This is a genomic window from Streptomyces sp. NPDC041796 (genome assembly GCF_055590785.1).
In genome coordinates this window covers 62,517-77,287 of sequence record NZ_JBVJAH010000021.1, presented here as the reverse complement: position 1 = coordinate 77,287, position 14,771 = coordinate 62,517, and the positions used below count along the sequence as shown (strand labels likewise).

At 71.4% G+C, this 14,771-nt stretch carries 13 protein-coding genes; 11 read left to right on the top strand and 2 right to left on the bottom strand.

Going from position 1 to position 14,771, the window contains the following annotated elements; all coding sequences use genetic code 11:
* Window positions 1-8 precede the first annotated feature (8 nt).
* From ACZ6C1_RS31825 to ACZ6C1_RS31810, 4 genes are all read left to right on the top strand, one after another.
* Window positions 9-575 carry a DUF4365 domain-containing protein gene (locus ACZ6C1_RS31825; RefSeq protein ID WP_469245700.1) on the top strand — a complete coding sequence of 189 codons (567 nt, stop codon included), beginning with the start codon at window positions 9-11 and terminating at the stop codon, window positions 573-575.
* Window positions 575-1,795, top strand: coding sequence for a hypothetical protein (locus ACZ6C1_RS31820; RefSeq protein ID WP_469245698.1), 1,221 nt, complete (start codon window positions 575-577; stop codon window positions 1,793-1,795). The genes ACZ6C1_RS31825 and ACZ6C1_RS31820 overlap by 1 nt, the downstream gene beginning before the upstream one ends.
* Before the next feature lie 109 nt (window positions 1,796-1,904).
* Window positions 1,905-3,881: a threonine--tRNA ligase gene (gene thrS / locus ACZ6C1_RS31815; protein ID WP_469245696.1), complete on the top strand. Its 1,977-nt coding sequence runs from the start codon at window positions 1,905-1,907 to the stop codon at window positions 3,879-3,881.
* Between the two features lie 71 nt (window positions 3,882-3,952).
* Complete coding sequence (locus ACZ6C1_RS31810) at window positions 3,953-4,513, top strand: HIT family protein (RefSeq protein WP_469245694.1); 561 nt, start codon at window positions 3,953-3,955, stop codon at window positions 4,511-4,513.
* Window positions 4,514-4,568: 55 nt separating this feature from the next.
* Here the strand turns inward: ACZ6C1_RS31810 and ACZ6C1_RS31805 are convergent, their stop codons facing one another.
* Window positions 4,569-6,215 carry a hypothetical protein gene (locus tag ACZ6C1_RS31805; protein WP_469245752.1) on the bottom strand — a complete coding sequence of 549 codons (1,647 nt, stop codon included), beginning with the start codon at window positions 6,213-6,215 and terminating at the stop codon, window positions 4,569-4,571.
* Window positions 6,216-6,396: 181 nt separating this feature from the next.
* Window positions 6,397-8,598, bottom strand: a complete 2,202-nt coding sequence (locus tag ACZ6C1_RS31800; RefSeq protein ID WP_469245692.1) for an elongation factor G-like protein EF-G2 — start codon at window positions 8,596-8,598, stop codon at window positions 6,397-6,399.
* Between the two features lie 256 nt (window positions 8,599-8,854).
* Between ACZ6C1_RS31800 and pgsA the strand changes: the two genes are divergently transcribed.
* From pgsA to pdxT, 7 genes are all read left to right on the top strand, one after another.
* Window positions 8,855-9,541: a phosphatidylinositol phosphate synthase gene (gene pgsA, locus ACZ6C1_RS31795; protein ID WP_469245690.1), complete on the top strand. Its 687-nt coding sequence runs from the start codon at window positions 8,855-8,857 to the stop codon at window positions 9,539-9,541.
* Entirely contained in the window at window positions 9,538-10,452 is a 915-nt protein-coding gene (locus tag ACZ6C1_RS31790; protein ID WP_469245689.1) for a phosphatidylinositol mannoside acyltransferase, read from the top strand. Before pgsA ends, ACZ6C1_RS31790 begins: the two co-directional genes overlap by 4 nt.
* A complete protein-coding gene (locus ACZ6C1_RS31785) occupies window positions 10,449-11,609 on the top strand; it encodes a glycosyltransferase family 4 protein (RefSeq protein ID WP_469245687.1) in 1,161 nt (386 codons plus the stop codon). The genes ACZ6C1_RS31790 and ACZ6C1_RS31785 overlap by 4 nt, the downstream gene beginning before the upstream one ends.
* 292 nt (window positions 11,610-11,901) lie before the next feature.
* Window positions 11,902-12,594, top strand: a complete 693-nt coding sequence (locus ACZ6C1_RS31780) for an N-acyl homoserine lactonase family protein (RefSeq protein ID WP_469245685.1) — start codon at window positions 11,902-11,904, stop codon at window positions 12,592-12,594.
* A gap of 10 nt (window positions 12,595-12,604) precedes the next feature.
* The gene (locus ACZ6C1_RS31775; RefSeq protein WP_469245683.1) at window positions 12,605-13,153 is read left to right on the top strand and encodes a LemA family protein; all 549 of its coding nucleotides are present in this window, start codon (window positions 12,605-12,607) and stop codon (window positions 13,151-13,153) included.
* Between the two features lie 108 nt (window positions 13,154-13,261).
* Window positions 13,262-14,170, top strand: a complete 909-nt coding sequence (pdxS, locus tag ACZ6C1_RS31770) for a pyridoxal 5'-phosphate synthase lyase subunit PdxS (RefSeq protein WP_351823329.1) — start codon at window positions 13,262-13,264, stop codon at window positions 14,168-14,170.
* Window positions 14,170-14,760 carry a pyridoxal 5'-phosphate synthase glutaminase subunit PdxT gene (gene pdxT, locus ACZ6C1_RS31765; RefSeq protein WP_469245681.1) on the top strand — a complete coding sequence of 197 codons (591 nt, stop codon included), beginning with the start codon at window positions 14,170-14,172 and terminating at the stop codon, window positions 14,758-14,760. The genes pdxS and pdxT overlap by 1 nt, the downstream gene beginning before the upstream one ends.
* Window positions 14,761-14,771: the final 11 nt, after the last annotated feature.

Genomic DNA, 14,771 nt, shown 5'->3' with positions numbered 1-14,771 from the left:
GAGGAGCCATGGCGCTCGCGCAGCCCGAACCCGGTGGGCTGCTGCCCCAGCAGATCGCACCGCTGCGGGGCGCACTCGCCACCACCGCCTGCATGGAGACCCTCCAAGTGGGCTATCTCCACGCGGTCGCGGCCGCCGCCGGGTGCTCGCTCTCCCAGCCCTTTCCCGACAACGGCATCGACTGGCACGTCAGCCACAGCGCCCCCGGGCACACCGTGGACGACGAGGTCACCATCAAGGTGCAGCTCAAATGCACCTACCAGATCCCGCCCCGCCCGCCGGGCCCCACGTTCTCCTTCACCCTCGACAACGACCACCTGGTCAAGCTCGCCCGCACCCCCGTGTCGGTGCACAAGATCCTCGTCGTGATGATCGTGCCCAGGACCCAGGAGGAGTGGCTGCGCGCAGGCCACGACCGTCTCGATCTGCGGCACTGCTGCTATTGGACCAACCTCGCGGGCCACCCGGTCACCGGCAGGCGCCGCACCACCGTGCGTATCCCCACCAACCGGATATTCGACGACCGGGCGCTCTGCGAGATCATGACCCGGGTCGGGGCGGGAGGAAGACCCTGATGCACCGGCCGATCGACGAGCCCATGCGGCCGCACCCCACGATCCCCCACGCCCCTCCGGCCCCCGGCGGCCCACTCGACCCCGCCCAGATAGACCCCCGCGTGCTCGGCGCCCTGCTGGACCGGCACGGCTGGCGCCGCCGCGGTGGAGCCCCCGGACGCTACAGCCGCTGGACCCCGCCCGGCCCCGGCGCCGGTGCCACCAGCCTCCTGGTCCCCGAGAGCAGCGCCTTCCCCGACTGCGAGGACCTCATCGGCGAGGCCCTCACGGCGCTGTCCCGCTGTGCCGCGCCCTCCGCGCGCGAGGTCCTCGTCGGCCTGACCGTGCCGAGCGACGAGGTCCGCTGGTGGCGGGACGTCCCCCAGGGGCCGTCCGGCACCGTCTCGTGGACCGTGCAGGAGCAGCTCCGCTCCGCCGCCCGGCAGGTCCTCCTGGCCGGGGCGCTCGCGGTGCGCGGCCGCACCGGCTACCACGGTGCCCGGCACCGGCGGCAGGCCCAGGCCTCGCTGGAGGGTGTCCTCGTCGGCAACGTCCAGGGCGGGCGCGGCCTCACCGCGTTCGTGCCGGTCGACCCCGGCCGGGCGGTCACGGCACGGCTCCACCACGCGTTGCACGCCGCCCGTGAGGCCGTCGACTACCAGCGGGCCACCGGCAGGCCCGACGCGTTCGACTCCGCCGTCGAGGCGGGCGTCAGCCGGGAGCTGACCGAGGCGCTGATCTCCCTCGTCCGTGGCACCGAAGGGGCCCGGATCGCTCTGGCGTGGGCGCCCGCCGCCGGCGTACCGGAGGGGTGCGCGGCGCGGCCCGAGCCGGTCGAGTTCTCGCCGGGCGACCTGCCCGCGCTGCGGGAGGCGGGCGCCCGGTACCTCCAGGACGAGCCGTCCGTCCCGGTGCGCATCACCGGGACGGTCGTACGGATGCGCCGTTCGGGGCCGCGCGGGGCGGGCACGGTGCGGCTGCGCGTGCTGGCCGGGGCGGAGGTGCCGCACGTACGGGTGGCGCTGGACGAGGACTCCTACCGCACGGCCGGACACGCGCACCTGGTCGGGCTGCCCATCCGGGTGGCGGGCCGGCTGGAGAGCCGGGGCGGCTTCCGGCGGCTCACGGACGCCTCCGGGGTGGTGCCGGTGCAGGTCGACGAGGCGGAGCGGGACCGTCTGATGAAGTCGCTCCACGAGAACCTGGGCTTCTTCGGGGAGGCGTGCGGGCCGGGGGACTGAGGCGTGGGGAGGGGGAAACCGTTTCGCGGGCGGGCCGGGCGGCTCGGTACCATGCGGTACGGCGTGCGCGAGCTGAACGCGGCGCTTCCCCTTCAGTCAGGAGAGACCGGTGTCAGACGTCCGTGTGATCATCCAACGCGATTCCGAGCGGGAAGAGCGCGTGGTGACGACGGGCACTACGGCTGCCGAGCTCTTCGCCGGTGAGCGCACCATCGTCGCCGCCCGGGTCGCGGGCGAGCTGAAGGACCTGGCGTACGAGATCAAGGACGGCGAGACCGTCGAGCCGGTCGAGATCTCCTCCGAGGACGGCCTGAACATCCTGCGCCACTCCACCGCGCACGTGATGGCGCAGGCCGTGCAGGAGCTGTTCCCCGAGGCCAAGCTGGGCATCGGTCCGCCGGTCAAGGACGGCTTCTACTACGACTTCGACGTCGAGCGCCCCTTCACTCCCGATGACCTCAAGGCCATCGAGAAGAAGATGCAGGAGATCCAGAAGCGCGGCCAGCGCTTCTCCCGCCGTGTGGTCACCGACGAGGCCGCCCGGGAGGAGCTGGCGGGCGAGCCGTACAAGCTGGAGCTCATCGGCATCAAGGGTTCCGCGTCCAGTGACGACGGCGCGGACGTCGAGGTGGGCGGCGGCGAGCTGACCATCTACGACAACCTCGACGCCAAGACCGGCGAGCTGTGCTGGAAGGACCTCTGCCGGGGCCCGCACCTGCCGACCACCCGGAACATCCCGGCGTTCAAGCTGATGCGCAACGCGGCGGCCTACTGGCGCGGCAGCGAGAAGAACCCGATGCTCCAGCGCATCTACGGCACCGCGTGGCCGTCCAAGGACGAGCTCAAGGCCCACCTGGACTTCCTCGCCGAGGCCGAGAAGCGCGACCACCGCCGCCTCGGCACCGAGCTGGACCTCTTCTCCGTCCCGGACCAGATCGGCTCCGGCCTCGCCGTCTTCCACCCCAGGGGCGGCATCATCCGCCGCGTCATGGAGGACTACTCGCGCCGCCGGCACGAGGAGGAGGGGTACGAGTTCGTCTACACCCCGCACGCCACCAAGGGCCGCCTCTTCGAGACCTCCGGTCACCTCGACTGGTACGCCGAGGGCATGTACCCGCCCATGCAGCTCGACGAGGGCGTGGACTACTACCTCAAGCCCATGAACTGCCCGATGCACAACCTGATCTTCGACGCGCGCGGCCGGTCCTACCGTGAGCTGCCGCTGCGCCTGTTCGAGTTCGGGACCGTGTACCGGTACGAGAAGTCCGGCGTCGTGCACGGCCTGACCCGCGCCCGTGGCTTCACCCAGGACGACGCGCACATCTACTGCACCAAGGAGCAGATGGCGGAGGAGCTCGACAAGACGCTCACCTTCGTCCTGAACCTGCTGCGCGACTACGGCCTGAACGACTTCTACCTGGAGCTGTCCACCAAGGACCCGGAGAAGTTCGTCGGCTCGGACGAGATCTGGGAGGAGGCCACCGAGACCCTGCGGCAGGTGGCCGAGAAGCAGGGCCTGCCCCTGACCCCGGACCCGGGCGGCGCGGCCTTCTACGGCCCGAAGATCTCCGTCCAGGCCAAGGACGCCATCGGCCGGACCTGGCAGATGTCGACCGTGCAGCTCGACTTCAACCTGCCGGAGCGGTTCAACCTGGAGTACACCGCCCCGGACGGCTCCCGGCAGCGGCCGGTCATGATCCACCGCGCCCTGTTCGGCTCGATCGAGCGGTTCTTCGCGGTGCTGCTGGAGCACTACGCGGGCGCCATGCCCCCGTGGCTGGCCCCGGTGCAGGCGGTCGGCATCCCGATCGGCGACGCCCACGTCGACTACCTCCAGGAGTTCGCCGCCGAGGCGAAGAAGAAGGGCCTGCGGGTCGAGGTGGACGCGTCCTCGGACCGGATGCAGAAGAAGATCCGCAACCACCAGAAGCTGAAGGTCCCGTTCATGATCATCGTCGGTGACGACGACATGAACGCGGGCACGGTCTCCTTCCGCTACCGCGACGGCTCGCAGGAGAACGGCATCCCGCGCGAGGAGGCGCTGGCGAAGATCGCCGACGTCGTGGAGCGTCGCGTCCAGGTGTGACGTCGTCGCCGAGGGGCGGTCCCGATTGCCGGGGCCGCCCCTCGGCGGTTCCGGCTCCACCGGCGGCGAATATGCTGGCTCTCATGACGACTGAGCCGGAGCAGCAGATCGGAGTCGGGACGCCTGACGCGTTCCAGCGCCTGTGGACGCCCCACCGGATGGCGTACATCCAGGGGGAGAACAAGCCCACCGGTCCCGGTGCCGATGACGGCTGTCCGTTCTGCACCATCCCGGCCAAGTCCGACGAGGACGGTCTGATCATCGCCCGGGGCGAGACGGTGTACGCCGTGCTCAACCTGTACCCGTACAACGGCGGGCACCTCATGGTCGTCCCGTTCCGGCACGTCGCCGACTACACGGACCTGGACGCCGCCGAGACGGCCGAGCTGGCGCAGCTCACCAAGCAGGCGATGGGCGCGCTGCGGACGGCGTCCGGCGCGCACGGCTTCAACATCGGCATGAACCAGGGCACATCCGCCGGCGCCGGGATCGCCGCCCATCTCCACCAGCACATCGTGCCGCGCTGGGGCGGCGACACCAATTTCATGCCGGTCGTCGGCCACACCAAAGTGCTGCCCCAGCTCCTCGGCGACACGCGCCGGATGCTGGCCGAGGCGTGGCCCACCGCCTAGGTCCCCTCCGGCCGATCGGGCCCGATCAGGGCTGGACCGGCCGGACAGGGTCCGCTCACGCGTCGTAGGTGTCCGCCTTCTTCGGCATCGGGTCCTGGACCATGCCGCTGAGCACCATCGACCGGTTGCTGAAGCGCTCGGTGTCCACGCCGTGCTCGTCGAGCATCTTGATGGTCGCGGTGTGCACGGCCCGCATGACCGGCGTGGCGGCGCGGATCGCGTCGTCGGCCATGAAGCGGTGGCGCCAGGGCTGGGAGGCCCAGGCGTGCCGCAGGCCGAACGGCTCGGGCAGGACCAGCTTGCCGCCGAGGAAGTCGAGGACCGGCGGGAACCAGGTCAAAGGCGCGCGGACCGCCAGACGTACGACCTCGTCGTTGTCGATCAGCGGCAGCGGGATCTCCTTGGTCTCCCAGAACCGGACGGTCTTGGAGACGGTCTTCTTCTTGGGCTCCGGCTTCGTCGTGAAGAGGCCGTGCACGGGGCCGAGGGCGTGACCGGTGACCTCGATGCGGAGCGTGTGCAGGAGCGCCGTGACGGTGACCATCATGGTGAGGACCAGCTGCCCGTCCCACAGGACGAACTGCACGCCCAGGTAGTGGCGGTTGCCCTTGCCGAACTGGTTCTCGTTGCAGATGCGCTGTATCTCGTGCGGCTTGACCTGGTACGCCACGATGTCCTCGCCCTCGGGCCGGGCGACCTCCTTCGCCCCTTCCCCGACGGGGGTGACGATCCAGTGGTGGACGGACGGGGTGGGGAAGCCGGTCTTGAGGGTGCCGCGCTCCAGCAGTTTGAGCTCGTCGTGGATGGGACGGATGACGTCCCAGGTGCGGAAGGCGTGGATCTCCTTGCCCTCCTTGGGGACGAGCTCCTCCGCGAGGTGCCAGCTTCCCCAGCGGGTGCCCATGCCGAGAATGCCCTTGGGGCCGGCGTAGAAGACCACGTTGGAGCGCTGCTCGGCGGTGAGCTTCTCCAGCTGCTGGCGCAGCTCCTCGGCGGCGGTCTCGTTGGGATCGTGCGGTACGGCCTCGGGGATCTTGGGGCCGATGCCGCCACCTCCGCTGAGCAGGGAGTCCCAGCGGGCTCGCAGGTCCTTCGCGGTCGCCTCACAGATCCGTTTGGCCAGGAACCAGCCGATCACCGGGGCGATGAACATCGCGCGGAGGTAGAGCGCCGGGATGCCGGTGAAGGGCAACCGGAAGAGGAAGAGGACGGCCAGGATGCCGACTCCGACGAGCAGCAGGGAGCCCATCGCCCCGGAGCGCTTGCCGGAGGCGCCTCCGGCCAGGGTGCGGCGCAGTTGGAAGACGGTCAGCCACACCAGCGTGCCGGGCAGGAACAGCACGCCGAAGACCAGGGTGATGAGGGTGAGCCGCTTGTCGCGCTGCTTGCGGATGTTGGTGGCGGCCAGGCAGTGCTCGACGACCGGCTGGGGTTCGGTGCCGAAGGACTGGATGAGCGGTTTGCGGGCACCGCCGAGCATCCGGACCTGGACGGCACGGGAGAACGCCTCGCCGAGGGTCGGTTTGAAGAGCGAGAACTTGCCCTTGGTGACGGTCGACTCGTGCCATTCGTTGTTGGCCTTGAGGATCTCCTCGACCTCGACGTTCTCCCGGTACGCGGCCGAGGCCAGCGCGTGCGTCGCCACGGTCTGTCCGGCCGAGCCCTGGAGCGGGACCTGTGCCCCGGGGCCGAAACTGTCCATTGTCACTTCGCCGCCCCCATCGCCGCGTGTGTCCGCACTGCGGTCTGTTCCCAACCCCTGTGCTCCGCACACCTGCTGAGCTGGGCACTACAGCCTATCGAGGGGGTCGGCCATGCGTCGGCGGACTGGCAGAATGCCGCCCGCCGCAACGGAGTTGGGCGGGCGGCACGGCAAACGGCGGTCAGCTCTCGGTGCGTTCACGGACCTTCTCGGCGACCTGTGGGGGCATCGCCTCGTGGCGGGCGTAGGCGCGGTCGAACCGGCCCGTGCCGTGGGAGATGGAGCGGAGGTCGACGGCGTACCGGCCGATCTCGATCTCGGGCACGTCGGCCCGTACGAGCGTCCGGCCCTGCCCCGCCTGTTCGGTGCCGATGACGCGCCCGCGCCGGCCGGACAGGTCGCTCATCACGGGGCCGACGAACTCGTCCGGTACGAGGACCTGCACTTCGGCGACCGGTTCCAGCAGGTCGATGCGGGCGTCCGCCGCCGCCTCGCGCAGCGCGAGGGCGCCGGCCGTCTGGAACGCCGCGTCGGAGGAGTCGACCGAGTGCGCCTTGCCGTCGAGGAGGGTGACCCGCACGTCGACGAGCGGGTGGCCGGCCGCGACGCCCTTGGCGGCCTGGGCGCGTACGCCCTTCTCCACGGACGGGATGAACTGACGCGGCACGGCACCGCCGACGACCTTGTCGACGAACTCGATGCCCGAACCGGGCGGCAGCGGCTCCACCTCGATCTCGCAGATGGCGTACTGCCCGTGCCCGCCGGACTGTTTGACGTGCCGTCCCCGCCCCGCGGCCCTGCCGCCGAAGGTCTCGCGCAGCGACACCTTGTGCGGGACGACGTCGACCTGCACGCCGTACCGGTTGCGCAGCCGCTCCAGCGCGACGTCCTTGTGCGCCTCACCCAGGCACCACAGGACGACCTGGTGGGTGTCCTGGTTCTGTTCGAGGCGCATGGTCGGGTCCTCCGCGACGAGCCGGGAGAGCCCTTGGGACAGTTTGTCCTCGTCCGCCTTGCTGTGCGCCTGGATGGCCAGCGGCAGCAGCGGATCGGGCATGGTCCAGGGCTCCATCAGGAGCGGGTCGTCCTTGGCGGACAGCGTGTCCCCGGTCTCGGCGCGGGACAGTTTGGCGACGCAGGCGAGGTCGCCGGCGATGCAGCGGTTCAGCTGCCGCTGCTGTTTGCCGAAGGGCGCGGAGAGCGCGCCGATCCGCTCGTCGACGTCGTGGTCCTCGTGGCCCCGGTCGGCGAGGCCGTGTCCGGAGACGTGGACGGTCTCGTCGGGGCGGAGGGATCCGGAGAAGACCCGTACCAGCGAGATCCGGCCGACGTACGGGTCGGAGGAGGTCTTGACGACCTCGGCGACCAGCGGCCCGTCCGGGTCGCAGGTGATCCGGGGGCGAGGTGTGCCGTCGGGGGTGGTGACGGCGGGCGCCTCACGCTCCAGGGGTGTGGGGAATCCCCGGGTGATCAGGTCCAGCAGCTCCACGGTGCCCAGGCCTTGTTTCCCGCCGGGTGCGGCGGGCGCGGCGGCGAGGACCGGGTGGAAGCTGCCCCGGGCGACGGCCTTCTCCAGGTCGTCGATGAGGGTCTTGAGGTCGATCTCCTCGCCGCCGAGGTAGCGGTCCATGAGGGATTCGTCCTCGCTCTCGGCGATGATGCCCTCGATGAGACGGTTGCGGGCCTCCGCGATGAGCGGGAGCTGGGCGTCGTCGGGAGGGTTCTCCTTCCGTTCGCCGGAGGAGTAGTCGAAGATCTTCTGGGTGAGCAGTCCGACGAGCCCGGTCGCGGGCGCGTGCCCGTCGGGCGTCTGCGGTCCCAGTACGGGGACGTAGAGCGGCAGGATGGCGTCGGGGTCGTCACCGCCGAAGATCCGGGCGAGGACCCGGGTCAGCTCGTCGAAGTCGACGCGCGCGGTGTCCAGGTGTGTGACGACGATGGCGCGGGGCATGCCGACCGCCGCGCACTCCTCCCACACCATGCGGCAGGAGCCGGCGATCGCGTCGGCCTCCTGCGCGGCCGAGACGACGAAGAGGGCCGCGTCCGCGGCACGCAGACCGGCCCTGAGCTCCCCGACGAAGTCGGCGTATCCCGGAGTGTCCAGCACGTTGATCTTGTACCCGTCCCATTCGAGGGGGACGAGGGAGAGCTGTACGGAGCGTTGCTGGCGGTGTTCGATCTCGTCGTAGTCGGAGATCGTGCCGCCGTCTTCGACCCGGCCGGCCCGGTTGACCGCTCCGGCGGTCAGCGCGAGGGCCTCGACCAGGGTCGTCTTGCCGGATCCGCTGTGGCCGACCAGCACCACATTCCGTACCGATGAGGGCTGGTCGGCCGTTACTGCCCTGCCGGCGGCCCCGGGGTGTGCGTTCGCCTTGTCGCCCATGATTCTTCCTCCTGATCGCGAGTGCACGGGTGCACGGTGGAGGTGGGGGGGCGCGGGCGCGGGGGAGCCTCCTTGGGCAGCTCCGGCGGTGCCCGCGGTCGTCTTTCGAGCTTTCCACTCAGGCCAGGTTGCGTCCATACGTCCGACACCGCGACGGGAGCAGGGTGCCCCGGGGTGGTGGGTGCCGCTGCCTGGCTACGATGGGCCAGCCGGTGGCCGTAGGGGCCGCGCGGCCCACCGACCCCTCGGGAAGGCCATGCTGAACAAGTACGCGCGTGCATTTTTCACGCGTGTTCTCACACCGTTCGCCGCGTTTCTGCTCCGCCGCGGGGTCAGCCCCGACGCCGTCACGCTGATCGGCACGGCCGGCGTGGTGGCGGGCGCGCTGGTCTTCTTCCCCCGGGGTGAGTTCTTCTGGGGCACGATCGTCATCACCCTGTTCGTCTTCTCCGACCTGGTGGACGGCAACATGGCCCGCCAGGCCGGGATTTCCAGCCGCTGGGGCGCCTTCCTGGACTCGACCCTCGACCGGGTCGCCGACGGGGCGATCTTCGGCGGCTTCGCGCTGTGGTACGCGGGCAAGGGCGACGACAATGTGCTGTGTGCCGTGTCCATCTTCTGCCTGGCGAGCGGCCAGGTGGTGTCGTACACCAAGGCGCGCGGCGAGTCGATCGGCCTGCCGGTCGCCGTCAACGGACTGGTCGAGCGGGCGGAACGGCTCGTGGTCTCCCTGGTGGCGGCGGGCCTGGCCGGACTGCACGGGTTCGGTGTGCCGGGCATCCAGGTGCTGCTGCCGATCGCGCTGTGGCTGGTTGCCGTGGGCAGTGCGGTGACGCTGGGGCAGCGGGTGGTGACGGTACGACGCGAGTCGGCGGAGGCGGACGCGGCGTCGGGTTCCCACGAGGTGGGCGAGCCCGGTGCCAGGGGGAGTGAGGCGACATGAGTGCGGTGGGTGACCGGCTGACCGACGCGCTGTACGGGCTCGGCTGGACCGTGGTGAAGAAGCTGCCGGAACCGGTGGCGGCAGGGCTCGGCCGGCGTATCGCGGACACGGCCTGGAAGCGGCGAGGCAAAGGGGTGCTGCGCCTGGAGGCCAACCTCGCGCGCGTGGTGCCGGACGCCTCCCCACAGCGGCTGGCGGAACTGTCCAAGGCCGGGATGCGCTCGTACATGCGCTACTGGATGGAGTCGTTCCGGCTGCCTGCGTGGAGCGCGAAGCGCGTCAAGGACGCGTTCGGCATCGAGGACGTGCACTACCTGACGGACGGCCTGGCCGCGGGCAAGGGCGTCGTCCTGGCGCTGCCGCACCTGGCCAACTGGGACCTCGCGGGCGTGTGGGTCACCCGCGCGCTGGGCGTGCCGTTCACGACGGTCGCCGAGCGGCTGAAGCCGGAGACGCTGTACGACCGGTTCGTGGCGTACCGCGAGTCGCTGGGCATGGAGGTCCTGCCGCACACCGGTGGCTCCGCCTTCGGGACGCTGGCGCGGCGCCTGCGGGCGGGCGGGCTGGTGTGCCTGGTCGCCGACCGGGACCTGTCGGCGTCGGGCGTCGAGGTGAAGTTCTTCGGCGAGACGGCGCGGATGCCCGCCGGACCGGCGATGCTGGCCCAGCAGACCGGCGCGCTGCTGCTGCCCGTGACGCTCTGGTACGACGAGGCGTCGACGATGAAGGGGCGGGTGCACCCGCCGGTGGACGTGCCGCTGACGGGCACGCGCCAGGAGCGGACCGCGGTCATGACGCAGTCCCTGGCCGACGCGTTCGCCACCGGAATCGCCGACCACCCCGAGGACTGGCACATGCTCCAGCGGCTGTGGCTCGCCGACCTGGACCCCGCGAAGGGACCCGGCGCGTGAGGATCGGCATCGTCTGCCCGTACTCCTGGGACGTGCCGGGCGGCGTCCAGTTCCACATCCGGGACCTGGCCGAGCACCTGATCCGGCTGGGCCACAAGGTCTCCGTGCTGGCCCCGGCCGACGACGAGACGCCGCTGCCGCCGTACGTCGTCTCCGCCGGGCGGGCGGTACCCGTGCCGTACAACGGCTCGGTCGCCCGGCTCAACTTCGGCTTCCTGTCGGCGGCGCGGGTGCGGCGCTGGCTGCACGACGGCACGTTCGACGTGATCCACATCCACGAGCCGGCCTCGCCGTCGCTGGGGCTGCTGTCCTGCTGGGCGGCGCAGGGCCCGATCGTGGCCACGTTCCACACGTCCAACCCGCGGTCGCGGGCGATGATCGCCGCGTACCCGATCCTCCAGCCCGCGCTGGAGAAGATCAGCGCGCGGATCGCGGTCAGCGAGTACGCGCGCCGGACGCTCGTCGAGCACCTCGGCGGCGACGCGGTCGTCATCCCCAACGGCGTCGACGTCGACTTCTTCGCCACAGCCGAGCCGAAGGCGGAGTGGCAGGGCGGCACACTCGGCTTCATCGGCCGGATCGACGAACCGCGGAAGGGCCTCCCGGTCCTGATGAAGGCCTTCCCGAAGATCCTCGCCGCCTGCCCCGACACCCGGCTGCTGGTCGCGGGGCGGGGCGACGAGGAGGAGGCCGTCGCGTCGCTCCCGGCCGACATGCGCCGGCGCGTGGAGTTCCTCGGCATGGTCAGCGACGAGGACAAGGCGCGGCTGTTGCGCAGCGTGGACGTGTACGTGGCGCCCAACACGGGTGGGGAGAGCTTCGGCATCATCCTGGTCGAGGCCATGTCGGCGGGCGCGCCGGTCCTGGCGAGCGACCTGGACGCGTTCGCGCAGGTCCTCGACCAGGGCGCGGCGGGCGAGCTGTTCGCCAACGAGGACGCCGACGCGCTCGCGAAAACGGCGATCCGCCTGCTCGGCGACGAGGACCGGCGCCAGGAGCTGCGGGAGCGCGGCAGCGCCCACGTCCGCCGCTTCGACTGGTCGACGGTCGGCGCGGACATCCTGGCCGTGTACGAGACGGTGACGGACGGCGCGGCGTCGGTGGCGACCGACGAGCGGCTCGGCCTGCGGGCCCGGTGGGGGCTGGCGCGGGACTGAGGCGGGACGGCGTGCGGCCTGGGGCGGTGCCTTTGTGGCGGTTCCACCCGGGGCGGTGCCCTTTCCCGGTTCGCCGGGGGCGGTGCCCGAGCGGCGGCCACCCTCGGTGGTTGGGGGCGTGGCCCCTCCGGGCTCGTCTCCTCGAGGCCGGCGGCCCTGGGTACGGAAAGGGAGCTCACCCCTTGCCTCCCCCAAGCTCTCGGCTTCGCTCGAGCAGGGGGACCCCCCTCCTCGGCGGGGACGAACCCGCACGGCCCCACCCCTTGCCGGACGCCGGGCAGGGACCGTCAGCATGGGCCGCATGGACATTCGCCGATTGGATCTGGGGTACTTCGTCCGCTCAGCCGCCGAGGCGGGCACCGCACATCCGCGCGTGGAGCCCGTGCTCGCGTATCTGGTGCGGCACGAGCGGGGCCTGTTGCTGTTCGACAGCGGGCTCGGGGAGGGTGACCCGGAGGCGGAGGCTCGGTACCGGCCGCGGCGGCGGAGCCTCGCGGAGGCCCTGGCCGCCGTGGGCGTCACCCCGGGCGACATCGACCTGGTGGTGAACTGCCACCTCCACTTCGACCACTGCGGCGGCAACCCGCTCCTCGCCGGCCGCCCCGTCCTCGTACAGCGCACCGAACTGGCCACCGCCCGCGCGGGCGACTACACCATCGACGCCCTGGTCGACTTCCCCGGCGCCCGGTACGAGGAGCTCGACGGCGAGGCCGAGGTGTGGCCGGGGATCCACGTCGTACCGACGCCGGGCCACACGGCCGGGCACCAGTCGCTGGTCGTGTCCGGGGCGGAGGGCGCGGTGGTGCTCGCGGGGCAGGCGTACGACTTCGCGTCGCAGTACGCGTCGGACGAGATGGCCCGCGGCACCGGGGCCGACGGGCCGTGGCCGCCCTGGCTGGAACGGATCGCCGCCTTCGGGCCGCGGCGCGTGCTGTTCGCGCACGACCGGTCGGTGTGGGAAGGGGACGCGCCGGCGCCCGGGTAGCCTTCCGCCCGTGATCGAAACCCTCATCTGGATCGTCGTCGGCCTGGTCGCGATCGGCCTTTACCTGAGCTGGACCGCCGGGCGGCTCGACCGGCTGCACGCCCGGATCGACGCCGCCCGCGCCGCGCTCGACGCCCAGCTCCTGCGCCGCGCCTCGGTCGCCCAGGAGCTGGCCACCTCGGGCGTGCTCGACCCGGCCGCGTCGATCGTGCTGTACGAGGCCGCGCACGCCGCCCGGCAGGCCGAGGAGGAGCAGCGGGAGGTCGCCGAGAGCGAGCTGAGCCAGGCGCTGCGGGCGGTGTTCGGCGAGCCCGAGCAGGTCGAGGCCGTGCGGGAGGCCCCGGGTGGCGAGCAGGCTGCCGGGGAGCTCGCGGCGGCGGTGCGCCGGGTGCCGATGGCCCGCCGGTTCCACAACGACGCCGTACGGGCGGCCAGGGCGCTGCGCCGGCACCGCAAGGTGCGCTGGTTCCGGCTGGCCGGGCACGCCCCGTTCCCGCTGGCCTTCGAGATGGACGACGAGCCGCCGACGGCCCTGGCGGACCGTCCCGGGAGCGGCTGACCTCGGGAAAACGAGCCACCGGCTCACTATTGGCCCTTGATGTGGACTGGGTGGCCCCGGTTTCCTCGGTGTAGTTGAAACCGCCCCGTTTCTTGAGTGAGGTCATCCGTGTCCACCATCAACACCCCGCAGTCCCCCGAGACCGGCACCGCCCGCGTCAAGCGCGGCATGGCCGAGCAGCTCAAGGGCGGCGTGATCATGGACGTGGTCAACGCCGAGCAGGCCAAGATCGCCGAGGATGCCGGCGCCGTCGCCGTCATGGCCCTCGAGCGGGTCCCGGCCGACATCCGCAAGGACGGCGGTGTGGCCCGGATGTCCGACCCGAACATGATCGAGGAGATCATCGACGCGGTCTCCATCCCGGTCATGGCCAAGTCCCGCATCGGTCACTTCGTCGAGGCCCAGGTCCTGCAGTCCCTCGGCGTCGACTACATCGACGAGTCCGAGGTGCTCACCCCGGCCGACGAGGTCAACCACTCCGACAAGTGGGCCTTCACCACCCCCTTCGTCTGTGGCGCCACCAACCTGGGCGAGGCCCTGCGCCGCATAGCCGAGGGCGCGGCCATGATCCGCTCCAAGGGCGAGGCCGGCACCGGCAACGTCGTCGAGGCCGTCCGCCACCTGCGCCAGATCAAGAACGAGATCGCCAAGCTGCGCGGCTTCGACAACAACGAGCTGTACGCCGCCGCCAAGGAGCTGCGCGCTCCCTACGAGCTCGTCAAGGAGGTCAGCGAGCTCGGCAAGCTGCCGGTCGTGCTGTTCTCCGCCGGTGGCGTGGCCACCCCGGCCGACGCCGCGCTGATGCGCCAGCTCGGCGCCGAGGGCGTCTTCGTCGGCTCCGGCATCTTCAAGTCCGGCGACCCGGCCAAGCGCGCCGCCGCCATCGTGAAGGCCACCACCTTCTACGACGACCCGAAGATCATCGCGGACGCGTCCCGCAACCTGGGCGAGGCCATGGTCGGCATCAACTGCGACACCCTCCCCGAGGCCGAGCGCTACGCGAACCGGGGCTGGTAATGACCACTCCGCTCATCGGTGTCCTGGCTCTCCAGGGCGATGTACGTGAGCACCTGATCGCCCTGGCCGCGGCGGACGCCGTGGCCAGGCCGGTCCGGCGCCCCGAGGAACTCGCCGAGGTCGACGGCCTGGTCATCCCCGGCGGCGAGTCCACCACCATCTCCAAGCTGGCCGATCTGTTCGGCCTCATGGAGCCGCTGCGCGAGCGCATCAAGGCGGGCATGCCCGTCTACGGCACGTGCGCCGGCCTGATCATGCTGGCCGACAAGATCCTCGACCCGCGTTCGGGCCAGGAGACGCTCGGCGGCATCGACATGATCGTCCGCCGCAACGCCTTCGGGCGTCAGAACGAATCCTTCGAGGCGGCCGTCGAGGTCACCGGCATCGAGGGCGGTCCGGTGGAGGGCGTCTTCATCCGGGCACCCTGGGTCGAGTCGGTCGGCGCGCAGGCGGAGGTCGTCGCCGAGCACGACGGCCACATCGTCGCCGTACGGCAGGGCAATGCCCTCGCCACGTCGTTCCACCCCGAACTGACCGGCGACCACCGGGTGCACGCCCTGTTCGTCGACATGGTGCGCGCGGCGGCCTGACCCGATCCCGG